This is a genomic window from Streptomyces sp. NPDC047108 (assembly GCF_040643575.1).
In the GTDB taxonomy this organism is placed as follows: domain Bacteria; phylum Actinomycetota; class Actinomycetes; order Streptomycetales; family Streptomycetaceae; genus Streptomyces.
In genome coordinates this window covers 34055-57374 of the sequence record NZ_JBEYUP010000002.1, presented here as the reverse complement: position 1 = coordinate 57374, position 23320 = coordinate 34055, and the positions used below count along the sequence as shown (strand labels likewise).

20 protein-coding genes are annotated in these 23320 nt (G+C 71.8%); 16 read left to right on the top strand and 4 right to left on the bottom strand.

Annotated features, from left to right (window positions below; all coding sequences use genetic code 11):
- Positions 1-123: 123 nt before the first annotated feature.
- The gene (locus tag ABZ822_RS05410) at positions 124-1305 is read left to right on the top strand and encodes a sensor histidine kinase (RefSeq protein ID WP_360847242.1); all 1182 of its coding nucleotides are present in this window, start codon (positions 124-126) and stop codon (positions 1303-1305) included.
- Between the two features lie 76 nt (positions 1306-1381).
- Positions 1382-2125 carry a response regulator transcription factor gene (locus ABZ822_RS05405; protein WP_360847240.1) on the top strand — a complete coding sequence of 248 codons (744 nt, stop codon included), beginning with the start codon at positions 1382-1384 and terminating at the stop codon, positions 2123-2125.
- Between the two features lie 133 nt (positions 2126-2258).
- Here ABZ822_RS05405 and ABZ822_RS05400 read toward each other — a convergent pair whose 3' ends face one another.
- The gene (locus tag ABZ822_RS05400; RefSeq protein ID WP_360847238.1) at positions 2259-3692 is read right to left on the bottom strand and encodes a beta-eliminating lyase-related protein; all 1434 of its coding nucleotides are present in this window, start codon (positions 3690-3692) and stop codon (positions 2259-2261) included.
- Between the two features lie 189 nt (positions 3693-3881).
- Between ABZ822_RS05400 and ABZ822_RS05395 the strand changes: the two genes are divergently transcribed.
- The 12 genes from ABZ822_RS05395 to ABZ822_RS05340 all read left to right on the top strand — a co-directional run bounded on the left by ABZ822_RS05395 (position 3882) and on the right by ABZ822_RS05340 (position 14128).
- Complete coding sequence (locus tag ABZ822_RS05395; RefSeq protein WP_360847235.1) at positions 3882-4805, top strand: DUF2520 domain-containing protein; 924 nt, start codon at positions 3882-3884, stop codon at positions 4803-4805.
- Positions 4802-5710 carry a pantoate--beta-alanine ligase gene (gene panC, locus ABZ822_RS05390; RefSeq protein WP_360847232.1) on the top strand — a complete coding sequence of 303 codons (909 nt, stop codon included), beginning with the start codon at positions 4802-4804 and terminating at the stop codon, positions 5708-5710. The genes ABZ822_RS05395 and panC overlap by 4 nt, the downstream gene beginning before the upstream one ends.
- Positions 5707-5967, top strand: coding sequence for a hypothetical protein (locus ABZ822_RS05385; RefSeq protein ID WP_360847228.1), 261 nt, complete (start codon positions 5707-5709; stop codon positions 5965-5967). The genes panC and ABZ822_RS05385 overlap by 4 nt, the downstream gene beginning before the upstream one ends.
- Entirely contained in the window at positions 5964-7877 is a 1914-nt protein-coding gene (locus ABZ822_RS05380) for an L-aspartate oxidase (RefSeq protein ID WP_360847225.1), read from the top strand. The genes ABZ822_RS05385 and ABZ822_RS05380 overlap by 4 nt, the downstream gene beginning before the upstream one ends.
- A complete protein-coding gene (gene nadC / locus ABZ822_RS05375; protein WP_360847222.1) occupies positions 7864-8913 on the top strand; it encodes a carboxylating nicotinate-nucleotide diphosphorylase in 1050 nt (349 codons plus the stop codon). Before ABZ822_RS05380 ends, nadC begins: the two co-directional genes overlap by 14 nt.
- A complete protein-coding gene (locus tag ABZ822_RS05370) occupies positions 8913-9710 on the top strand; it encodes a type III pantothenate kinase (RefSeq protein ID WP_360847219.1) in 798 nt (265 codons plus the stop codon). Before nadC ends, ABZ822_RS05370 begins: the two co-directional genes overlap by 1 nt.
- Before the next feature lie 107 nt (positions 9711-9817).
- Entirely contained in the window at positions 9818-11422 is a 1605-nt protein-coding gene (locus tag ABZ822_RS05365) for a hypothetical protein (RefSeq protein ID WP_360847216.1), read from the top strand.
- Positions 11423-11520: 98 nt separating this feature from the next.
- Positions 11521-12318, top strand: a complete 798-nt coding sequence (locus tag ABZ822_RS05360) for a hypothetical protein (RefSeq protein WP_360847213.1) — start codon at positions 11521-11523, stop codon at positions 12316-12318.
- 17 nt (positions 12319-12335) lie between these two features.
- Entirely contained in the window at positions 12336-12509 is a 174-nt protein-coding gene (locus ABZ822_RS05355) for a hypothetical protein (RefSeq protein ID WP_360847210.1), read from the top strand.
- A gap of 165 nt (positions 12510-12674) precedes the next feature.
- Positions 12675-13070, top strand: coding sequence for a BlaI/MecI/CopY family transcriptional regulator (locus ABZ822_RS05350; RefSeq protein WP_360847207.1), 396 nt, complete (start codon positions 12675-12677; stop codon positions 13068-13070).
- 10 nt (positions 13071-13080) lie between these two features.
- Positions 13081-13599, top strand: coding sequence for an amino-acid N-acetyltransferase (locus ABZ822_RS05345; RefSeq protein ID WP_360847204.1), 519 nt, complete (start codon positions 13081-13083; stop codon positions 13597-13599).
- Positions 13600-13792: 193 nt separating this feature from the next.
- Positions 13793-14128 carry an Lsr2 family protein gene (locus tag ABZ822_RS05340; protein WP_360847201.1) on the top strand — a complete coding sequence of 112 codons (336 nt, stop codon included), beginning with the start codon at positions 13793-13795 and terminating at the stop codon, positions 14126-14128.
- Here the strand turns inward: ABZ822_RS05340 and ABZ822_RS05335 are convergent.
- Positions 14059-14697: an SCO3374 family protein gene (locus ABZ822_RS05335; RefSeq protein WP_360847198.1), complete on the bottom strand. Its 639-nt coding sequence runs from the start codon at positions 14695-14697 to the stop codon at positions 14059-14061. The two genes, ABZ822_RS05340 and ABZ822_RS05335, sit on opposite strands and share 70 nt — an antisense overlap.
- A 429-nt stretch (positions 14698-15126) precedes the next feature.
- Between ABZ822_RS05335 and ABZ822_RS05330 the strand changes: the two genes are divergently transcribed.
- Positions 15127-17652, top strand: coding sequence for an ATP-dependent Clp protease ATP-binding subunit (locus tag ABZ822_RS05330; protein WP_360847194.1), 2526 nt, complete (start codon positions 15127-15129; stop codon positions 17650-17652).
- A gap of 270 nt (positions 17653-17922) precedes the next feature.
- Here the strand turns inward: ABZ822_RS05330 and ABZ822_RS05325 are convergent, their stop codons facing one another.
- On the bottom strand, positions 17923-21267 hold the full coding sequence (locus ABZ822_RS05325) for an NACHT domain-containing protein (protein WP_360847190.1): 3345 nt from the start codon (positions 21265-21267) through the stop codon (positions 17923-17925).
- Positions 21268-21818: 551 nt separating this feature from the next.
- Here ABZ822_RS05325 and ABZ822_RS05320 point away from each other — a divergent pair.
- A complete protein-coding gene (locus tag ABZ822_RS05320) occupies positions 21819-22598 on the top strand; it encodes a M23 family metallopeptidase (protein ID WP_360847187.1) in 780 nt (259 codons plus the stop codon).
- A 12-nt stretch (positions 22599-22610) separates the two neighbouring features.
- Here ABZ822_RS05320 and ABZ822_RS05315 read toward each other — a convergent pair whose 3' ends face one another.
- On the bottom strand, positions 22611-23189 hold the full coding sequence (locus ABZ822_RS05315; protein WP_360847184.1) for a helix-turn-helix domain-containing protein: 579 nt from the start codon (positions 23187-23189) through the stop codon (positions 22611-22613).
- Positions 23190-23320: the final 131 nt, after the last annotated feature.

Genomic DNA, 23320 nt, shown 5'->3' with positions numbered 1-23320 from the left:
TACGGGCGGGCCGGCGAGCGCTCGGCCGCGGGCCATCGTCCACCTTGCGGAGTATGTGTGGGGCACAGGGATCGGCCCTCCGGTTGACCCCGGCACGTGCGCGACGTGCCTACGCTGGGTGACGTGCAGCGCGTTTACGACTTCCTCCGCAGGCACCCGACCGGGGTCGACACCTTCTGGGCCGTCATCCTGTTCGGGCCCGCCGGGCTGTGGGTCGTCCAGGAGGGTCACGGCAGGGGACTGATCGTCGTCCTCCTGCTGTGCACCGTCGTCGCGCTGCGCCGCAAGGCTCCCACGGCGATGCTGCTGCTCGCCGCGGGTACGGGCGTGCTGCAAGTGGTCACGGACACGCCGCCCAACCCGGGCAACTTCGCGATGCTCGTGATCATCTACACCAACGCGGTGAGCGGCCCCGTCTGGGCCTCCAGATTCGCGCTCGCCGGCGGTCTGGCGGCGTCCCCCATCGGCGCCGTGCGCTGGACGGACGACTACTCGTCGGGCTTCGACACCATCGTCGGTGCGGTCGTCATGGCCGTCCCGTTCGCCCTCGCGTGGGTCCTCGGCGACTCCCTCCGTACCCGCCGGGCCTACTACGCCCAGCTCGAGGAGCGTGCCGCCCGCCTGGAGAAGGAGCGCGAGGCGCAGTCGAAGATGGCGGTGGCCGCCGAGCGGGCGCGGATAGCGCGCGAGCTGCACGACGTCGTCGCCCACAACGTCTCGGTGATGGTGGTGCAGGCGGACGGCGCGGCCTATGTCCTCGACGCCGCGCCCGAGCAGGCCAAGCAGGCCCTGGAGACGATCTCCGGGACGGGCCGCCAGGCGCTCGCCGAGATGCGCCGGCTGCTGGGTGTGCTGCGCACCGGCGAGCCGGAGGAGGCGGGCGACTACGTGCCGCAGCCCGACGTGGGCCAGCTCGACGAGCTCATCGAACAGGTCCGCGGGGCCGGGCTCCCCGTGCGCTACACGGTCGAGGGCAGCCCGCGCCCGCTGCCCAGCGGCGTCGAGCTGACCGCCTACCGCATCGTGCAGGAGGCGCTCACCAACACCCGTAAGCACGGCGGGCCCGACGCGGGCGCCATGGTCCGGCTGACCTACCGCGACAGCGAACTGGACCTGCTCGTGGAGGACGACGGGCGCGGCGCACAGCACGAGTTGTACGAGGACGGCGGGGCGGACGGCCTCGGGCAGGGACTCATCGGGATGCGCGAGCGGATCGGCATGGTCGGCGGACGCTTCGACGCGGGGCCGCGGCCGGGCGGCGGCTTCAGGATCAGTGCGGTACTGCCGCTGAAACAGGCGGGCTGATGCAGGGGACGGGCTGAGGACGGGACGGCCGGCCGCCCGTATCGTTCAGCAGACCCAGGGAAGGGAAAGTGCGCAGATGGCGATCCGCGTGATGCTCGTCGACGACCAGGTGCTGCTCCGCACCGGATTCCGCATGGTGCTGCAGGCGCAGCCCGACATGGAGATCGTCGCCGAGGCGGGGGACGGGGTGGAGGCGGTCGAGGCCCTGCGTTCGACCAAGGTCGACGTGGTCCTCATGGACGTCCGCATGCCGCGGATGGACGGAGTGGAGGCGACCCGGCGCATCTGCTCGCCCGGGGGCGCGGGGGCCGAGGGCTCCGCCGGGGCGGGTGACGGCTCGGGATCGCCCCGGGTCCTGATCCTGACCACGTTCGACCTCGACGAGTACGCGTTCTCGGCCCTGAAGGCCGGTGCGAGCGGCTTCATGCTCAAGGACGTGCCGCCGGGCGAACTGCTCACGGCGATCCGGGCGGTGCACAGCGGCGACGCGGTCGTGGCGCCGACCACGACCCGGCGCCTGCTGAACCGCTTCGCCCCGATGCTGCCGAGCGGCGCGCCCCAGCCGTCCGACTCCCTGCTGAAGCGGCTCACGGACCGCGAGCGCGAGGTGCTGCTGCTGGTGGCGCAGGGCATGTCGAACGGCGAGATCGCCGGGCGGCTGTTCCTCTCCGAGGCCACGGTCAAGACGCATGTGGGCCGCATCCTGACGAAGCTGGAACTGCGCGACCGCGTACAGGCCGTGGTGCTGGCCTACGAGACGGGGCTGGTGCGGGCGGGCGGCGGCGCGCTCGGCGGGGGCGGCGGCGCGGAGGCGAAGTAGCCGCCGGGGACGCCGCGGCTGGGCAGCCGGAGCAGCCCTGAGTTCGTGCGGTGCAGTCCGGCCGTGTGTGTTCTTCCGGCACGGCCCGCCCCTCCGGCCGGGGCGAGGCCCATGCGTGGTGCCGGACTCCCGTCTACCGCAGATCCGTTGACGCCGTCGTCGTCGCGTCGCGGTTCAGTGCCGCCGGGTCCGGGCCCGCGGTCCCCGGCGTCATGCCGGCCGCCTTCGACGCCGGGACGGTGTCCTTGGACCCCGATCCGGTCGCCCTCGACTGCTCCGACCGCAGCCGCTCCACGAACACCGCGACCGCCTCGGCCACATCCGCATCCGTCCAGTCCAGGCCCGCCGCCCCGACCGTCATCTCGGTGACGGCGAGGCCGGGGCCGGCGCGGTTCCAGCGATGGAACAGCGTCGTCCGCGTCTCCTCCGCCTGCCGCAGGCTCACCTCGTCGAGCACGTCCGGCGGGTACGGCAGCCAGACCTGGAACTGGTGCGTGTGCGGGATCGCCGGGTGGATCCGGTGCCAGGGGAGGCCGGACGCCGTCAGCGCTTCTCCCAGTGCCTGCGCCACGATCTTGGCGTGCGCCACGTACTCCGGCAGCCGCGGCAGCTCCCGGTCGAGTCCGTTCAGCGCTGCCAGAGCGGCGGGCCACTGCTGGAAGAGCTGGCCGCCGTACCGGTGGCGCCAGGCGAGGGCCTCGTCGATCAGGGTCTGCGGGCCGGCGAGCGCGGCGCCGGAGATGCCGCCCAGGGACTTGTAGAAGGAGACGTAGACGCTGTCCGCTAGCGCGGCGATCTCCGGGAGAGCACGGCCGAAGTGCGAGGCGCATTCCCAGAGCCGTGCGCCGTCGAAGTGCACCACTGCATCGCGTTCCCGGGCGGCCTCGACCACGGCGGTCAGCTCCTCCCACGTCGGGAGGACGAAACCCGGTTCGCGCAGCGGCAGTTCGAGCATCAGCGCACCGAACGGCTCCCCCAGCTCCCGTACTTCCTCCGCCGTCGGCAGGCGCGGCTGCGTCGTGGGATGGACCGTGCGCAGGCCGCTCAGCGTGGAGAACGCGTCGCGCTCCCACATCTCCGGATGCGCGAGCGGATGGAGCGCCACGGCCGGATTCCCCGTGCGCCCCGCCCAGCAGCGCAGAGCGACCTGCTGGGCCATGGTCCCGGTGGGGAAGAAGGCCGCGGCCTCCGTCCCGAGCAGTCCGGCGACCCGGCGTTCGAGCGCGCCGACGATGCCGTCGCCGTAGAGGTCGACGACCTCGTCGAGGTCGTACGCGTCGGGGGCGTACGCCGCCAGTGCCGCGAGCCCTTCCCGGACGGTCCGGTTCTGGTGCCCGCGTACGAGCGCTCGCTCCGCTCCGCGCCAGGCCGCGCACCGGCGGGCCCGCTCGCGGTCCGGCCGTGCGTCGGCGCCCGCGTCCGGGCCGGGCCGCTCACCCGGGTCGGCCGCTCCGCTTCCGGGCTCCGCGACCCCGGGCCGTGCGCCTGCGGACTCCGCGACCGCGTGCCGTGCCACTGCGGACTCCGTGCCCGCGACCTCCGTCTCCGTGCCATCCGTCTCGCTCATGGAGCCGATGATGGCCCATGCCCCGAGGGCCGGTCCCGTGGTTTTCCATGGCTGGTGCGTCGTGCGCGCCGGGGGCGTCCGCGGTTGTCCACAGGCGGTGGACAGCGCGGCCGGCCCCCGAAACACTCGCGTAGCATGGCGGGGATACGTCCGGTACCCCTGGCGGACTGGAACGGAAGGCCGTCCCGCGTGAACGCACCACATCACCCAGAACCCAAGGACCGCCCCGCGGACCGCCCCGCCCGGCTCGCCGTCGGGGTCGTCGGTGCCGGTCGCGTGGGACCTGCCCTGGCCGCCGCGCTGCAGCTCGCGGGCCACCGTCCGGTGGCCGTCTCCGGGATCTCCGAGCCGTCCGTGCGGCGGGCCGCCGCCCTGCTCCCCGACGTGCCGGTGCTCACCCCCACCGACGTGCTGGAGCGGTCGGAGCTGGTGCTGCTGACCGTGCCGGACGACGCCCTCCCCAGCCTCGTGGAGGGCCTGGCCGAGACCGGAGCCGTACGCCCCGGGCAGCTCCTGGTGCACACCTCGGGCCGCTACGGCACCGCGGTCCTCGACCCCGCCACCCGCGCGGGCGGGCTGCCGCTCGCCCTCCACCCGGTGATGACCTTCACGGGCACGAGCGTGGACGTCCAGCGCCTGGCCGGCTGCTCGTTCGGCGTCACCGCGCCCGAGGAGCTGCGGATGGCCGCGGAAGCGCTGGTCATCGAGATGGGCGGTGAGCCCGAGTGGATCGAGGAGCAGGCCCGTCCGCTCTACCACGCGGCGCTCGCCCTCGGTGCGAACCACTTGGTCACGCTGGTCGCCCAGTCCATGGATCTGCTCCGTGCCTCCGGGGTCGGGGCCCCCGACCGGATGCTCGGGCCGCTGCTCGGCGCCGCGCTGGACAACGCCCTGCGCTCGGGCGACGCCGCGCTCACCGGACCGGTCGCGCGCGGCGACGCGGGCACGGTCGCGGCCCATGTAGCCGAATTGCGGGACCACGCACCGCAGGCCGTCGCCGGTTACGTGGCGATGGCCCGCGCCACCGCGGACCGCGCGCTCGCCCACGGAATGCTCAAGCCGGAGCTGGCCGAGGACCTGCTGGGCGTCCTCGCGGACGGAGGAGACGCATGACGGTGCAGCTCGTGCCCACGGCCGGCGGCCTCGGGGCGCTCACGCGCACGGGCGAGCGTGCCGTGGTGATGACGATGGGAGCCCTCCACGAGGGGCACGCGGCGCTGATCCGCGCGGCCCGCGACCGGGTGGGCGCCGACGGCCAGGTCGTGGTCACCGTGTTCGTCAACCCGCTCCAGTTCGGGGCGGGCGAGGATCTCGACCGCTATCCGCGCACGCTCGACGCCGACCTCGTCGTGGCCGAGAAGGCCGGGGCCGACGCCGTCTTCGCCCCGTCCGGCGAGGAGGTCTACCCGGGCGGTGAGCCGGAGGTCCGGATCAGCGCGGGTGCGATGGGCGACCGGCTCGAAGGGGCGTACCGCCCGGGCCACTTCGGCGGCATGCTGACCGTCGTCGCCAAGCTGCTGCACCTCACCGCGCCCGACGTGGCCTTCTACGGGCAGAAGGACGCCCAGCAGCTCGCCCTGATCACGCGCATGGCGCGCGACCTCAACTTCCCTGTGGAGATCATGGGGGTGCCCACCGTCCGGGAGGACGACGGCCTCGCGCTCTCCAGCCGCAACCGCTACCTCACGGCGGAGGAGCGGCCGACGGCCCTGGCGCTGTCCAGGGCGCTGTTCGCCGGACGCAGGGCGGGTCTCGCCGCGGCGGGGGCGCAGGACCGGGAGGCGCCCGGTCCCGTCGCGGACCCCGATGCCGTACGGGCCGCCGCGCAGCAGGTCCTCGATGAGGCCGCCGGGCTCCGGCCGCCGCTCGCCCTGGACTATCTCGGGCTCGTCGACCCGGCCGACTTCACCGACGTGGCGCGGGACTTCACCGGCGAGGCCGTCCTCGCCGTCGCCGCCAAGGTCGGCACGACCCGCCTGATCGACAACGTCCGCCTGCAGTTCGGAGCCGCCCGATGATGCCCGCGAACCTCCGGCCGCGAGCCCTGGCCGTTGCCGCGATCTGCGCCGGCGCCGTGTTGCAGGCCGCGGGCAGCCCCTTCGTCCGGGTGCCGCTCTGGGTGCCGCTCGCCCTCGCCGCCGTGGCCCTGGTGCTCGGGGCGGCCCGTCCCGCACCGATGGCATCCGTCCGTACGACCGTGCGTACGGCCCCGCGTGCGCCTCACCGGCCGCGCACCACCCCCGGAACCGGCCTCGGCCGCAGGAGCCCCCGATGACCGGCGCCCCCATAGCCGACGCCCCGCGGCCCGCCGCCGCGACGCCACACGCCGCCGGTCGGCCCGCCGCCGCGACGCCCACCGTTGCTGCCGCCGCGGGTGACGGCGAGCGCAGCGGCCTTCCCGTCCCCGACGCGGGAACCCTCCGCGCGCCCGCTCCCGGCTGGGCCATCGAGGCCGACGTGGTCGTGGTCGGATCCGGCGTCGCCGGGCTCACCGCCGCGCTCCGCTGCGCCGCCGCCGGCCGCAGGACCGTCGTGGTGACCAAGGCGCGGCTGGACGACGGCTCCACCCGCTGGGCGCAGGGCGGTATCGCCGCCGCGCTCGGCGATGGCGACACCCCCGAACAGCACCTCGACGACACCCTCGTCGCGGGCGCCGGCCTCTGCGACGAGCGGGCCGTCCGCACGCTCGTCACCGAAGGCCCGGACGCCGTACGGCGGTTGATCTCCACGGGTGCCGTTTTCGACACCTCCGCCGAGACCGGTGCGATCGAGCTGACCCGCGAGGGCGGCCACCACCGCCGCCGCATCGCGCACGCGGGTGGCGACGCGACCGGTGCCGAGATCTCCCGCGCTCTCGTCGAGGCCGTACGGGACGCGGGCCTGGAGACCGTCGAGAACGCGCTCGTCCTCGACCTGCTCACCGACGCCGAGGGCCGTACCGCCGGCGTCACCCTCCACGTCATGGGCGAAGGCCGGCGCGACGGCGTCGGCGCCGTGCACGCCCCCGCCGTCGTCCTCGCCACCGGCGGCATGGGCCAGGTGTTCTCCGCGACCACCAACCCGGCCGTCTCCACCGGCGACGGCGTCGCGCTCGCGCTGCGCGCCGGAGCCGAGGTGAGCGACCTGGAGTTCGTGCAGTTCCACCCCACCGTCCTCTTCCTCGGCCGCGGCGCCGAGGGCCAGCAGCCGCTGGTCTCCGAGGCCGTACGGGGCGAGGGCGCGCACCTCGTGGACGCCGACGGCGTGCGTTTCATGCTGGGGCAGCACGAGTTGGGGGAGCTGGCCCCGCGCGACATCGTCGCCAAGGGGATCATGCGGCGCATGCAGGAGCAGGGCGCCGAGCACATGTACCTGGACGCCCGCCACTTCGGCGCCGAGATGTGGGCCTCCCGCTTCCCCACGATCCTCGCCGCCTGCCGCGCGCACGGCATCGACCCGGTGACCGAGCCGATCCCGGTCGCCCCCGCCGCGCACTACGCGTCCGGCGGCGTCCGCACCGACCTCACGGGCCGTACGACCGTGCCGGGTCTGTACGCGTGCGGCGAGGTCGCCTGCACCGGCGTCCACGGCGCGAACCGCCTCGCCTCCAACTCCCTGCTGGAGGGGCTGGTGTTCGCCGAGCGGATCGCGGCGACCATCGCCGCCGAGCCGCCCGTAAACACCGGGCCCGAGCCGCCCGAGCGCCCGGTGCCCGTGCCGCGTGCGCCCGCGCGCACGCCGCTCCTCGCGCCGGAGTCGCGCTTCGTGATCCAGCGCATCATGACCTCGGGGGCGGGCGTCCTGCGCAGCGCGCGGAGCCTGAACGCCGCGGCGGTGGCACTCCAGGCCCTGCACACCGAGGCCGTCGCCGAGCTCGACCGGGACGGCAAGACCGCCGAGCCGTGCGTCGAGACCTGGGAGGCCACCAACCTCCTGCTCGTCTCGCGCGTCCTGGTCGCCATGGCCCGGGAGCGCGAGGAGACCCGCGGCTGCCACTGGCGCGAGGACCGCCCGGAGCGGGACGACGACCACTGGTGCCGTCACCTCGTCGCCCGGCTCGCGCCGGAGTGCTCGCTCGCGCTGCACCCCACCGCCACGGCAGAATTCCCGCCCGTACAGCAGCGGTCCGCAACGCAGCGGTCCGCACCCTCCGCGAGCGCCGGCCGAACCACCCACCCTGAAGGGGACACACGTGAACACGCCTGACCGTCCACAGCCTGTGGATCTCCCCCTGCTCCAGATCGGCGGTCCCGCCGCCGGCGCGGACGCGGGCGGCTGCGGCGACGGGTGCGGCTGCGCGGGCGGCGACGAGGAGGACTACGGGCTGGACCCGTTGAGTTGCGGTCTGGACCCCCACCTCGCCGGCCTCCTCGCGGACGTGGGCCTGGACCCGGTCCAGGTCGAGGACATCGCCCACCTGGCGATCGAGGAGGACCTGGACGGCGGCGTGGACGTCACCACCGTCGCCACGATCCCCGAGAACGCCGTCGCCACCGGTGACTTCACCGCTCGCGAGTCCGGTGTCGTCGCCGGCCTGCGCATCGCCGAGGCCGTCCTGTCCGTCGTCTGCGCCGACGACATCGAGGTCGAGCGGCACGCCGAGGACGGCGACCGCGTCGAGCCGGGCCAGAAGCTGCTGTCGGTCCGCACCCGTACCCGCGACCTGCTCACCGGCGAGCGCAGCGCCCTCAACCTCATGTGCCGCCTGTCGGGCATCGCCACCGCCACCCGCGCCTGGGCGGACGCCCTGGAGGGCACGGGCGCGGCGGTCCGGGACACCCGCAAGACGACGGCAGGGCTGCGCTCCCTGGAGAAGTACGCGGTGCGCTGCGGCGGCGGTGTCAACCACCGCATGTCGCTGTCGGACGCCGCGCTCATCAAGGACAACCACGTCGTCGCGGCGGGCGGTGTCGCGGCCGCCTTCAAGGCCGTACGGTCCGACTTCCCCGATGTGCCCATCGAGGTCGAGGTCGACCGGCTCGACCAGATCGAGCCCGTCCTCGCCGAGGGCGCCGATCTGATCCTCCTCGACAACTTCACGCCCGAGCAGACCCGCGAGGCCGTCGCGCTCGTCGCCGGCCGCGCCCGCCTGGAGTCCTCCGGCCGCCTCAGCCTCGCCAACGCCCGTGCGTACGCGGAGACGGGCGTCGACTATCTGGCCGTCGGCGCGCTCACCCACTCCTCGCCGATCCTCGACATCGGGCTGGACCTCCGCGAGGGACCGGGGGAGGCGCGCGGCTGATGCTGCTCACGATCGACGTCGGCAACACCCACACCGTCCTGGGCCTCTTCGACGGCGAGGAGATCGTCGAGCACTGGCGGATCTCCACCGAGGCCCGCCGCACCGCCGACGAACTCGCCGTGCTCCTCCAGGGCTTGATGGGCATGCACCCGCTGCTCGGCGACGACCTGGGCGACGGTATCGACGGCATCGCGATCTGCTCGACCGTCCCCTCCGTCCTGCACGAGCTGCGCGAGGTCACCCGCCGCTACTACGGCGACGTGCCGGCCGTCCTCGTGGAGCCCGGTGTGAAGACGGGTGTCCCGATCCTCATGGACAACCCCAAGGAGGTCGGCGCCGACCGGATCATCAACGCCCTCGCGGCCGTCGAGCTCTACGGCGGCCCGTGCGTCGTCGTCGACTTCGGCACCGCCACCACGTTCGACGCCGTGTCGGCCCGCGGGGAGTACGTGGGCGGTGTGATCGCCCCCGGTATCGAGATCTCGGTGGACGCCCTGGGCGTGCGGGGCGCACAGCTCCGCAAGATCGAACTGGCCCGCCCGCGCAGCGTGATCGGCAAGAACACCGTCGAGGCGATGCAGTCCGGCATCCTCTACGGCTTCGCCGGCCAGGTCGACGGCGTCGTGGAGCGCATGGCGCGCGAACTCGCCGACGACCCCGACGACGTGACCGTGATCGCCACCGGCGGCCTGGCCCCGATGGTGCTCGGCGAGTCCTCCGTCATCGACGAACACGAGCCCTGGCTCACCCTGATCGGCCTCCGCCTGGTCTACGACCGCAACGTCTCCCGGGGCTGACCAGGCCCCGCTACTCAGGTCGTTCACCTCGGGGCAACCATCCGTCCGTCTCGTCGGTCCTCGCTGTGCGAGGAATCGAGACCTGTGCCAGGACGGAAGTGGAACCCATGGTGAGCAAGGGGACATACGCGAGATCGGCCGTTGTCGCGGCCCTGCTCGCGGCGGCGGGCGGCCTCGGCGCGGGGCAGGCGAGCGCGGCCGACCCCATGCTGCAGATCGAGGTGCCGGCGCGCTACTACGCGTACACCGCCGACGAACGGCCGGGCGACGGCGACCTGTTCCTCTTCCACCTCAATCTCGATGGTCCGGACGGCGAGGACCCGCTCGCCGAGGACGTGAAGCTGACCATCGACGCGTCCGCGCTCAAGGGCAAGGCCGTTCTGAAGCCGGCGAGCGGAAGCTGCGAGGACTCCGACAAGGACTTCGTCTACGACTGCGCGTACACCTCGATCGACGGCAGGACCAGCGTCCAGCCCTTCTACATCAAGGGCGCCAAGGGCATGAAGCCCGGCTACGCCGGGATGATCGAGTACCGGGCGACCGCCTCCAACACCCCTGACGCCGAAGCCGCGACGAAGGTCTTCATCGACGGGCCCAAGCTCGCCGAGCGCGCGCACGAGCCGCTGAAGGACGTCGCCCCCGGCTCCACCATGAAGGTCACCCCGGCCGTCGCGAACCTCGGCCAGCTCGCCGCCGACCAGGGCATCGGCATCAAACTCTACGGCGCCGAGGGTCTCAAGGTCGCGCGCGAGCACTCCAATTGCCACTACAAGAGCTGGTCCGACACCTCCGCGTACTGCCTGTTCGACACCCCGCTGGAGCCGGGCGCCGCGTACGAGTTCTCCGAGCCGTTCCGCTTCACGGTCTCCGAGGAGCTGATGTACGGGAACATCGGCTACCACGCCTGGGCCATCGGCAGCGGCAACCCGTGGGAGTACGAGGACCCGAAGGACTTCGACCAGCAGGGCAGCGGTGCGCCGCTGACGCTGAGGACCGTCGAACCCACCGGCTTCGAGGAGTTCGGCGGCCACTCCGACGTCGTCACCGCGCAGAAGGCCGACTTCCAGGTGATCACGGACACGCTCGAGGGCAAGGTCGGCGCGACCGTCCCGCTCACGCTCGGCGTGAAGAACGCGGGACCGGGGTCCCTGGACCTCTCGGGCCGCGACGGCCACGGCAGCGGCACGTACGAGGTGACGCCGCCGAAGGGCACCACCATCACCTCGATCCCGTTCCCGGGCGAGGAGGACGACTGGGCCTGCTCGAGGAAGGAGAAGGGCAGCAGGACGTACGTCTGCACCATCGACGAGCGCTTCGCCCAAGGCGAGGAGGAGACGCTCGTCTTCAACGTCCGCATCGACCGGAAGGTCGAGGGCGCCCAGGGGAAGATCACCGTCCTGGACCGTGAGGACTACCCGGCGCGCGACCCCGAGGCGGGCAACGACTCGGCCGCGATCGAGACCCGCATCAGCGGCGGCGCCGGGGACGACGGCGCCTCCGGTGGGTCCGGCGGTTCCGGGGCCGGCGGTGCGGCGTCGTCCGGCGGCTCGGACACCGGCGGCGGCACCTCGTCCGGCGGGACGGAGGCGACCGGCTCGATGGCCGGGACGGGCGCCGGGAACATCGGCGTCGTGGCGGCTGCCGCGGCGGCTGTGCTGGCCGCGGGAACGGGCGCCGTACTGGCCGTCGCACGCCGCCGCCGGAGCGCGTAGGACGGGTGCTGACGGGGGGTGTCGGACCTGCTGGTTCCGACACCCCCGGGTATGTCCTGCTAAGCGAAAATTATCCGCTTTGCACTTAAAGTCGGTCCATGCCCACGCCATACGGTTCCCGCGGCGCCATGGCGTTCAGCGCCGATGAGCTGCGCGTCCTGCGCCGCGCCCTCGCCATCGCCCTGCGGCCCTCCCCCGCGCCTCCCGCTGAAAGCCGGGAGGAGGAGATCCAGGAGCTGTGCCGCCTCACCGAAGCCGTGGAGGAGGCGGTCGGCGAAGGGATGCGCCTGCGCGCCTTTCTCTTCGCCGATCTGGCCCGATATCGCGCCGCCCTCCCAGGCGCCGCATCCGGGTTCCTGGAACGGCTCGTGGACGCGCTCTCGGCCGGCTACACCCCGGGCGCCGACGACCTGGCCGCGCTGCGCTCCCTCTGTGCGGCCGCGACGGCGGCGGGCGCTCCGGAGGCCGAGCGCAGGCGTGCGCTGCTTCGCCGGTGCGAAGCGCTGGCCGAGCAGGCGCTCTCCGACCGCCTCGCCGGTGTCGCCCGACGCGGGCATCCCGGGGAGCCGGTGGCGTCCGTGTCACCGGCGGAGCCCGCCGGAATTCCGGCCGCCCGTCTCGTCGCGCTGCCGGGAGGCCGTGCGTCCGACGACGAACCGGAGAAGCCTGCGCCCAAGCCGAAGGCGAAGCCCGCGGCGGAGCCCGAGAAGGAGCCGGAGCGGAAGCCCGAGCCCCAGCCGGGGGCCAGGCCGAAGCAGGAGCCCGAGCGCCCCTCCCGGCCCTCGGAGCAGCCGGGCCGCCATGTGCCCACCCCGGCCGAGGTGTTCCCGCCCCGCAGGCGCCGGACCCCGCCGGAAGGGCCTCCGTCCCGCCCCGAGCAATTGGTCGCGGTGTGACTGGCTACCCTTGAGCCATGGATTACGTCTCCGCGCTGCTGCCGCCCGTGGTCATGGCCGTCGCATTCATCGCTCTGGTCAGGACCATCGTGAAAAGCCAGGGCGGGGCCAACAAGGCCAAGGAGGACGCCGCAGTCGACGCGGCGCTGGCTCGCGTCGAGGGCGGGAGCCGTCCGGCCACGGAGCGGTAGGGCCGTCTCCGCTGCAGGCCGCGCGGGGCCTCTCCTGGGCCCCGCCGACCGGGCACCCGAAGGGCGTACGACCGGGAACACATGTCCCCTGTCGTGCGCCCTTTTGCTGCGGGAAATGGGTCCGCGTGAACCGGCATTCAGGACATCTACCACTATTATTCCAATGTGGTTCGACGATTGGGTGACCTCGAAGACGCCGTGATGACGCGCGTCTGGGAGTGGAACCGGCCGGTCACCGTTCGGGAAGTCCTGGAGGACCTCCAGCAGGAACGCTCCATCGCCTACACCACCGTCATGACGGTAATGGACAACCTGCATCAGAAGGGCTGGGTCCGCAGGGAAGCCGAAGGCCGCGCCTATCGATATGAGGCCGTCTCCACCCGCGCCGCGTACTCGGCCGCACTCATGCACGAGGCTTGGCACACCAGTGACAACGCCGCCGCCGCACTCGTCGCGTTCTTCGGCATGATGTCCCAGGAACAGCGGGAAGCCCTCAGGGACGCCATGCGCGTCGCACAACTCGACGATCCCGATGGCGACGGCGGAGAGGCGGGGCGATAGCGTCCCGCACATGTCCCGAGTATCAAATGAGGTCACTGTCCGCCGGGCGAGGACGAGCGATGTCTCCGTCGTACGCCGTCTCATCGACGGGTACGTGCGCGAGGGCATCCTGCTCGACAAAGCGACGGTCACCCTTTACGAGGACATCCAGGAGTTCTGGGTCGCCGAACGCGACGCGGACGGACAGGTCCTCGGCTGCGGGGCTCTTCATGTCATGTGGGAAGACCTCGCAGAGGTCCGCTCTCTGGCCGTGGACCCGCAGATGAAGGGGACGGGAGTCGGCCATCAGATCCTGGCCAAGCTGGTTCAGACCGCCCGCTGGCTAGGCGTGCGGCGTATTTTCTGCCTCACCTTCGAAGTCGACTTCTTCTCGAAGCATGGGTTCGCGGAGATCGGGGAGACGCCCGTAGATGGGGATGTCTACAGTGAGCTGCTGCGTTCCTATGACGAGGGCGTGGCCGAGTTCCTGGGTCTCGAACGAGTGAAGCCGAACACCCTCGGCAACAGCCGGATGCTTCTGCACCTGTGATCCTCCCGGTGCTTCTGCAACGCCTGATGCGGCAGTCCGGGCTTCGCTATGTGCCCGCTTTGGCGATCCCTATGTCCGAATCGCGCACGTTTCCCGTACGCATGCGCTACTCAACCTCACCCAGGGGTTTGTGTTTTTCCGAGAAAGGCGGTTTCCTTTCCGTCGTACTGCTTTTTCGATGAAAGGGAATCCGGTGGCACAGAAGGTTCAGGTCCTTCTTGTCGACGACCTCGACGGTGGCGAGGCCGACGAGACCGTGACGTTTGCGCTCGACGGCAAGACTTACGAGATCGACCTCAAGGCTTCGAACGCGGACAAGCTGCGCGGTCTTCTCGAGCCGTACACGAAGAGCGGCCGTCGCACGGGTGGCCGTGCCGCGTCCGGTCGCAAGGCCCGCGCCGCGGCCTCGGGTGGCTCCCAGGACACCGCGAAGATCCGCGCCTGGGCGAAGGAGAACGGCTACAGCGTCAACGACCGCGGCCGCGTCCCCGCCGAGATCCGCGAGGCGTACGAGAAGGCCAACGCCTGAGCGCGCGAGGCGTTCAGCAGCCGGGCCCGGTGGACCTGAGTGGCCGCCGCGCCCACGAGCCGTACGAGGTCGGGGGCCAGGCCCCCGTCGTCCTCGCGACCCCCTGGGGTGCCCCCCAGGGTGGCCACGGGCAGCGTCGGTTCGATCTCGCACCCCGGCTCGGGAGGCCGCAGCCACACAGGCTGTGGCCCGGTGCACGCGGCCTCCCATGAGTCCCCCGGCCGGGGAGCGCGCATCCGGTCGCCAGGGCCCAGAGCGACCAGATCCAGGGCGACACCGCCCCATTCCAGCCAGTCCAGCAGCTCGGGGAGCTGCTCAGCGCCGCCCGCGGCGATCAGGAAGCGCATGCGGCCGCCGTCCAGCGCGACGGGACCGGTGCGCGGTACGCGCCGCAGCACGGCCGCCCCGGCATCGGCCGGCAGGTCCAGCACGTCGAAGCGCGCCCCGGTGAGCAGGTCCACGGGGTGCCCGGCGGGCCGCCCGCCCGTGACCGGCCAGCCCAGAGCCCGCTCGTACCACAGGCGTACGTCACACGTTGCGCTCCGGGGGCGGGGGAATGCGGTTGCCATGACCGGAGCAACTACCGAACCCCGGGAGAGTTACGCACAGTTGGCATGTGGGTACGCAACGTGGTAAGGGCGGCGCAACGGAGAGGATTCCGGAGCGCAAGGATGTTCGCCCTTAGCTGAGGGAACCGCCCCGCGCCGCATGGAGTATCAGTTCCAGCGGGTAAGACTTTCCTCGTGGGAGGGGCGACGCGCGCGCGTTGGCCGGGATGGCGTTCGCCATCGGCGTAGTGGTATCGAGGGTATACGCCTGGCCTGCGGGAACATCGTCTCGCACCATCGGGTTGGAGCTGTTGTCGGCGGTCCGGGGCAGGAGGCCAAGGGCGGTGTCGGCAGTTGGAATGAGCTGTCCCCCGTAGCGGGACTAGCATGCGGAAGGACAGGGAGGGGATCGTCCCCGATCTTTCTGACCGCTCTGAGGAGCGATTAACGATGTTCGAGAGGTTCACCGACCGTGCGCGGCGGGTTGTCGTCCTGGCTCAGGAAGAAGCCCGGATGCTCAACCACAACTACATCGGCACCGAGCACATCCTCCTGGGCCTGATCCACGAGGGTGAGGGTGTCGCCGCTAAGGCCCTGGAGAGCCTCGGGATTTCGCTCGAGGCGGTCCGCCAGCAGGTGGAGGAGATCATCGGGCAGGGCCAGCAGGCTCCGTCCGGGCACATCCCCTTCACCCCCCGTGCGAAGAAGGTCCTGGAGCTGTCGCTCCGCGAGGCCCTTCAGCTCGGCCACAACTACATCGGTACGGAGCACATCCTGCTCGGCCTGATCCGCGAGGGCGAGGGCGTCGCCGCCCAGGTCCTCGTGAAGCTGGGCGCCGACCTGAACCGGGTGCGGCAGCAGGTCATCCAGCTGCTCTCCGGCTACCAGGGCAAGGAGGCCGCCACGGCCGGCGGCCCGGCCGAGGGCACGCCCTCGACCTCCCTCGTGCTGGACCAGTTCGGCCGCAACCTCACGCAGGCCGCCCGCGAATCCAAGCTCGACCCGGTCATCGGGCGCGAGAAGGAGATCGAGCGGGTCATGCAGGTGCTGTCGCGCCGTACCAAGAACAACCCGGTGCTCATCGGCGAGCCCGGCGTCGGCAAGACGGCGGTCGTCGAGGGCCTGGCCCAGGCCATCGTCAAGGGCGAGGTGCCCGAGACCCTCAAGGACAAGCACCTCTACACCCTCGACCTCGGTGCCCTGGTCGCCGGCTCCCGCTACCGCGGTGACTTCGAGGAGCGCCTGAAGAAGGTGCTCAAGGAGATCCGCACCCGCGGCGACATCATCCTGTTCATCGACGAGCTCCACACCCTGGTGGGTGCGGGTGCCGCCGAGGGCGCGATCGACGCCGCCAGCATCCTCAAGCCGATGCTGGCCCGTGGCGAGCTGCAGACCATCGGTGCGACGACGCTCGACGAGTACCGCAAGCACCTGGAGAAGGACGCGGCCTTGGAGCGCCGCTTCCAGCCCATCCAGGTCGCGGAGCCGTCGCTGCCGCACACCATCGAGATCCTCAAGGGCCTCCGGGACCGGTACGAGGCGCACCACCGTGTCTCGATCACCGACTCGGCCCTCGTGGCGGCGGCCACCCTGGCCGACCGGTACATCTCCGACCGCTTCCTGCCGGACAAGGCGATCGACCTGATCGACGAGGCCGGCTCCCGGATGCGTATCCGCCGGATGACCGCTCCGCCGGACCTGCGCGAGTTCGACGAGAAGATCGCCGGGGTCCGCCGGGACAAGGAGTCCGCGATCGACTCGCAGGACTTCGAGAAGGCGGCCTCCCTCCGCGACAAGGAGAAGCAGCTCCTCGCCGCGAAGGCCAAGCGGGAGAAGGAGTGGAAGGCCGGCGACATGGACGTCGTCGCCGAGGTCGACGAGGAGCTGATCGCCGAGGTCCTGGCCACGGCCACGGGCATCCCGGTCTTCAAGCTCACCGAGGAGGAGTCCTCGCGGCTGCTGCGCATGGAGGACGAGCTCCACAAGCGCGTCATCGGCCAGAAGGACGCCATCAAGGCCCTCTCGCAGGCGATCCGCCGTACGCGCGCCGGCCTGAAGGACCCGAAGCGTCCCGGTGGCTCGTTCATCTTCGCCGGCCCGTCCGGCGTCGGTAAGACCGAGCTGTCCAAGACGCTGGCGGAGTTCCTCTTCGGCGACGAGGACGCGCTGATCCAGCTCGACATGTCGGAGTTCAGCGAGAAGCACACCGTCTCGCGGCTCTTCGGCTCGCCTCCCGGCTACGTCGGCTACGAGGAGGGCGGCCAGCTCACCGAGAAGGTGCGCCGCAAGCCGTTCTCCGTGGTCCTCTTCGACGAGGTCGAGAAGGCCCACCCGGACATCTTCAACTCGCTGCTGCAGATCCTGGAGGACGGTCGCCTGACCGACTCCCAGGGCCGGGTCGTGGACTTCAAGAACACGGTCATCATCATGACGACCAACCTCGGCACCCGGGACATCTCCAAGGGCTTCAACCTCGGCTTCGCGGCCGGGGGCGACCTCAAGACCGGGTACGAGCGGATGAAGGCCAAGGTCAACGACGAGCTGAAGCAGCACTTCCGCCCGGAGTTCCTGAACCGTGTCGACGACACGGTGGTCTTCCACCAGCTCTCCGAGGAAGACATCATCCAGATCGTCGACCTCATGCTGGCCAAGGTGGACGAGCGGCTCAAGGACCGCGACATGGGCATCGAGCTCAGCGCGGAGGCCAAGAGCCTGCTCGCCAAGAAGGGCTACGACCCGATCCTGGGCGCCCGGCCGCTGCGCCGGACGATCCAGCGGGAGATCGAGGACATGCTGTCGGAGAAGATCCTCTTCGGCGAGCTGCGCCCCGGTCACATCGTGGTCGTCGACAGAGAGGGCGAAGGGGACGACGCGACGTTCACCTTCCGCGGCGAGGAGAAGTCGGCACTGCCCGACGTCCCCCCGATCGAGTCCGCGGCCGGTGGTTCGGGTCCGAACCTGACCAAGGACGTCTGATCGTCGGCAGGCCCTGTCCGGTGATGCCGCGCTGACGGCCCGCCGGTGAGCCACAGGCCCGGCCCGGAACCGTATCCACGGTTCCGGGCCGGGCCTTTTGCTGCCGCGGTTGACGTGCCTGGTCGCCGGCTCGGGGATCAGAGCCGGCCGCGGACGGCTCCGTCATGGAACTCCCGGCTGACCACTGGACGCACCTGCCTCTTTGGACTTGTGCGCACAGAAGGGGCACTTGGGCTATCACCGCTTCCTCGGGGGTGCCGGTCGCGGCTCTCAGGCGGAGTTGATGATCTTGACCTCGGCGGGGAGCCGGCTCAGGCCGAGGACCGGCGCCTCGCCCCGTGGGAGCACGACCTGTTCCAGCCAGGGCAGTTCGGCCAGCGGCGTGAGGTCCAGTGCGTAGCGGGCGGACTCGTCGCCGACGATCTGGAGCCGGGCGAGCCCGGGGAAGAGCCCGGGCACGCGCCCGAGAGGGTGCGCCGGGGTGTCGGCATGCAGCAGGACGAGATCCGAGACCGAGGGCAGGGCGAGGGAGTCCGGGCAGTTGCCGAAGGCGCCGAAGGACAGGCGCAGGGCGGACAGGCCCGGCAGAGCGGCCAGTTCGGCCCAGTCGGCGGGGGACAGCCGGCTGGTGAAGTGGCTGAGGACCAGCGCGTCGAGACCGCTCCAGTGGCTGAGCCCGCGCAGCCCGCGCTCGGGCATCGAGGCGCGGGAGAGGTCGAGCAGGGTCAGCGGGGCCTCACGGGGCAGCGCGTCGAGGCTCCACAAGGCGCCGTAGCGCGTACCGAGCAGGAGGTGTTCGAGCCGGGACAGCGCGGAGAGTCCGTCGAGGCCCGCGGTCGCGTCGAACTCCAGGGAACGCAGCGGCAGTCCGTCCAGGGAGGACAGGTCCTCCACCGCCCGGCACTCGTTGACGGTCAGGCCCGCCAGTGCGTCCTGGCCGCGGAGGAACGAGAGGTCCGTCAGCGCGTCGTTGCCGTGCACCTTGACGCCGGTGAGCCGGGCCGGGGCACCGTACGCGGCCAGGGCGCCGGCGCTGATGGTGCCCCGCGCGTCGAGCAGGGGGCGCGTGCCCAGCTCCCGCAGGGCGTCGAGCTGTTCGTCGGACCGGACCGTGAAGTAGAGATCGTCCGGATCGAGGCGGGCGATGACCTCGTCCGCATAGGCGGCGGTGTCGAACCGGGACCAGCCCCAGACGAGTTGGGACCGTACGGCGAGCGAGCGGTGGCCCGCGAAGCCCCCCAGGAACGGGATGGCCGCATCGGAATCCACATGCGACGCGGCGGACACCACCAGCACTGCGTCCTCGTTGTCGACGGCCCCGGGCCCCGGCAGCAGGTCGAGGACGATCGGTCCGACGGACGCCAGCTCCCGCGCCTCCTGGGGGTTGCGCGGGGGCACGAGGGTCGACGCGCGCGCCTCCACCTCCTCCCGTACGGCCGGGTCGAGTTCCGCCGCGTGTTCGAGGCAGGCGGCGGCCAGGAGGAAGATCCGGGCCCGGACCGCCGGAGCGGCGGCGTGGTCCCCCTGGGCGAGCAAGTGGGCGAAGATCTCCGCCCGTTCGCGGGGACGGCCCTGGGCGACCGCCATCCGGACCACGTCCTCCCACTGGTCGTCGGAGGCGTGCTGCGCGAGGAGGCCGAAGTCCCCCTCGTCCACGGCGGCCCGCGCGCCGAGGAAGTCCTGGAAGGTGCGGTGGACGAAGTCCACGGAGTCCGGGCCGGGTTCGCGCAGCAGACCGCTGCGCTGGAGGAAGTGCTCGAACACGGCCGGGGCGTCACCGAGCCGCGCCACTTCCGGAACGGCCGGGAGGGCGGCGGCGATCAGACGCTCGGCCTGGGCGCGGTCCATCTCCGTACGGCCGTTGCGGATGAGCCAGTAGGCGAGGCGCTGGAGGAGTTGGAGCTGCGGCTCCTCGCGCACCTCAGGACCGCTCATGGCGCGTTCGCGGTCGCGCCGGATGAGGAGCATGGAGAGCGCGGCGCCGTAGAGCTCCTTGCGGCCCTGCGGCAGATAGCCGCGCCGGTCCCGGTGGAGCGCGCAGATCAGGCCGCACATGAGGGGGTTGGTGGCGAGGCGGCCGAGGTCCGGCTTGGTGCGGACGGCGGTGAGGAGCGACGTCTCGTAGGCGGCGAGTTCACCGTCCGCGTCGGGGGCGCCGGCATCCGTGCCGCCGGTGCCGCGGGCGGCGGTGTGCCAGCGCCGGATGAACTCCGCCACGTCCTGCCGGCTCATGGCGGAGAGGCCCAGCTCGGCGAAGCCGTCGTCCGCCAGCCAGTTCTCCCGTACGGCGGAGGGCCGTGAGGTGACGAGCCAGCGGTTGCCCGGATAGACGTCCAGCAGGTCGCGCATCCAGTCGCGGGTGCGGTCGCGTTCGCCGTCCGGGATCTCGTCGATGCCGTCGACGAGCAGCAGCCCGCGCCCCGCCTCGAGGACCCGCCGCTCCCAGCCGCGCGGCTGCGCCCCCGAGAGCGGCGATCCGACGGCCGCGAGGAAGTCACCGGGGGAGGGGAGCCGCTCGCCGTGGCGGGTCAGGGTGCGCAGGGGGAGGACGAACGGGATGCGGTCGCGGAGGTAGGCCAGCCGCTCGTCGGGGACCCGCCGGGCCGCGGAGACGGCCAGCCACTGCACGAGCGTGGTCTTGCCGGATCCCGCGACGCCTCGGAGGAGGACGCGTTCGTGCGAGGCGAGTGCCTGGTCGGCGGGTCGGGGGTCGGCGGGGACGTCCAGCTCAGGAACGATGCCGTCGGCCATCGTGAACGTGCCGTCCAGGCCGGGCGGGCCCGACCAGCCGTCCGCGCGGGGGTGGCTGCTCGCGACGGGGTTCGTGCGGCCGATGTCGGCCATGGCCTCGTCGAGGAGACTCCTGACCTGGCCCGGCGTGCCCCGCCGCGCGGACGGTTCCGGAAGCGTGGCCTCCAGGCTCAGGTAGGCGACGTCCAGCGGCCAGCGGCCGGGGGAGTTCGTGAGGTCGATGCCGTAGATCGTCAGGCGGCCGTGCTTCGTCGCGATGTGGTCGAGATAGCGCCGCTCGTACGCCGCGTCCTCGCTCCCGGGACGGGGTGTCCGCGCGATCAGCTCGTCGACGCGGGCCGTCAGACCGTCCAGCGCGCGGCTCTGGGCGACCAGCGTCCGGGCCACGAAGGACGACCGCTGTGTGAAGAAGTGCAGGACGTGCAGGCAGGCCGTCTCCAGCAGCGAGTCGTGGAGGGAGGCCGCGTCCGCCGGGAGGTCCGCGAGGGCCCGGGTGTTCGACGCCCGGAGCGACCGGGCGAGGGCCCGGTGGCCGAGGCGGACCGCCTGGACGTCGTCCATGTCCAGGTCGCCGAGGCCGTGGAGCGTACGGGCGAGGGTGTCCGACACGACCGCCCGGACCTCGTCCGCGGGGCGGTCGTGCGGGCCCATGGCGTGTGACCCGCGGTCGACCAGCTCGGCCGCCAGCGCGCGCAGGTCCTTCTCCGTCAGCGTGCGCTTCTCGCCCCGGAAGGAGACGAGAGCGGAGATCCGGACCGGCCGGTCCGTCAGGCCCGCGCCCGCTCCCTCGCTCACGAACAGCTTCTTGACCAGCGGCGTGACGGCGCTCGAGGCCAGTCGAGCACCGATGACTGCGGGATCCACGTCCCAGGCCCCCCGGCGGCAGAGGCGCGCGCCGCGGCGGTGGGCGGCACGTGCGGTCGGCGGGGCGTAGGCGCCCCGTGGCACAGCGTAGGCGGCCCGGCCGGGGTGGCGCAGCCGGCTCCGAGGTTCCGGGCCGCGCTTCGAACCTCTGAAGGCGCCCCTAATGTCCCTTTTGCTCTCCGCGGCTGGTGACGTGCCGCACGTGGCCTGGCTCACTTACTAGGGCCGATAGGGGCTCACTCGGGGCGGAATGTCCGATTTGCCCACGAGGGCCACAAACGATCCGCCCCTGTTCAGTCGCGCCCGCCTTGGTTTCCCAGGGACTCGCGTCCTGAGCTTACGGGGGCCAGGCGATCCCCTTCATCTCCTGGGTGTTTCCGAGGGTGAACCCGTTCCCGGCGAGCGCTGGTACGGGCTGTGGATTCGCCCCTCTTTGCTACGGCTTCGGCTAGTAGAAGCGGGGCTTGGCGGCTCGGAGAACGCGGGTTACCAAGGTGGGGCGATCCCGGACGCACCGCCGGGATTCATTCAAGTCTTGGAGGAAAGCCCGTATGACGAAGCACGACCAGAAGACCACCACCACGAGCAAGACCGTCCTGCGCCGCCGCGCCGCCGTCCTGGCCGTGGGCACGGGGGCCTCGCTCGTTCTGGGGACTGGGGTCGCGCTCGCCGCCGCGGGCGGCTCGGCGCCTCAGGGGGGCGAGCTGTTCGCCCTGAACACCGCCAATTCCCTCTCGAAGGCCGTTCACGGCCAGGCCGACGGCCAGAAGAAGGCCGCCGACACCAAGACCAAGGCCGCTGCGGCCGCCAAGGCGAAGGCCGCGAAGGCTGCGAAGGCCAAGGCCGACGCCGCCAAGCGCGCCGCCGACAAGGCCGCCGCCGACCGTAAGAAGCGCGCGGCGCTCAAGGCCGCGCCGCCGAAGCCGGCGTCCTGGGTCAAGCCGGTCGACCAGTACACCAAGGGCTCGACCTTCGGGCTCGGTGGCTCGATGTGGTCCAACAAGCACTCCGGCCAGGACCTCGTCGTGCCGACCGGCACCCCGGTGAAGGCCGTCCACGGCGGCACCATCGTCGAGGCGGGCTGGGGCGGCTCGTACGGCAACAACATCGTGATCAAGCACGGCGACCGTACGTACACCCAGTACGGCCACCTGTCGCAGCTCGGCGTCTCCGCCGGCCAGACCGTGAAGACCGGCCAGGTCATAGGCAAGTCGGGCAGCACCGGTAACTCCACCGGCCCGCACCTGCACTTCGAGACCCGTACGGCCCCGGTCTACGGCCACGCGGTCGAGCCGCTCAAGTTCATGCGCGGTCACGGCGTCGGCCTGTAAGCAGGCCGTGCGCTACGACTGCGGGTGATGCGCTGACGTCACCAGCTCCAGGGCGACCTCGAGGACGGCATGCTGCTTGTCCTCGGGGTCGCCTTCGATGTCCCGCAGCGCGAACATCCCGGCGTGGATGGTGAACAGGGCGCTGACCCCGCGGACGCGGTCGGTCAGCGTCCATTCGTCTTCCTTGATCAGCTCGAACATCGAGAACATGCGCTCCTTGAAGCGCTCGCCGATGCTCAGCTCGCGGACCGTCGCCTGGTTCTCCTGGATGAAGCGGAAGAGCGGGGCGGCGTCGTGCAGCGCGGCGCTGTAGCGGCGGACCAGCTCCTGCTTGGTCTCCAGCGTCCGGGGCTGCTGTTTGCCCCATTCGATCAGCTCGTCCAGCGGCTTGCAGCCGTCGTCGAAGATGCTGATCAGCAGGTCTTCCTTGGTCTTGAAGTGGTAGTACAGCGCCGCCTTGGTGACGTCCAGGTGCTCGGCGATCTCGCGGAGCGAGGTCTTCTCGTAGCCCCGCTCGGCGAAGAGCGACAGGGCGACGTGCTGGATGCGCTGGCGGGTGTCGCCGCGGCTCGCCCGTGCTGTGCTGCCCATGCTGCTGCTCTCCTGCGCTCATCCCGATGGCCGGGACCCGGTGCGGGCGTCAAACTTACTTGACGACCGGCTAGCTGGCGATCTAACTTCTCGAGTGTAGCCACTAGCCGGTCGGCAAGTAAGCAGGAGTC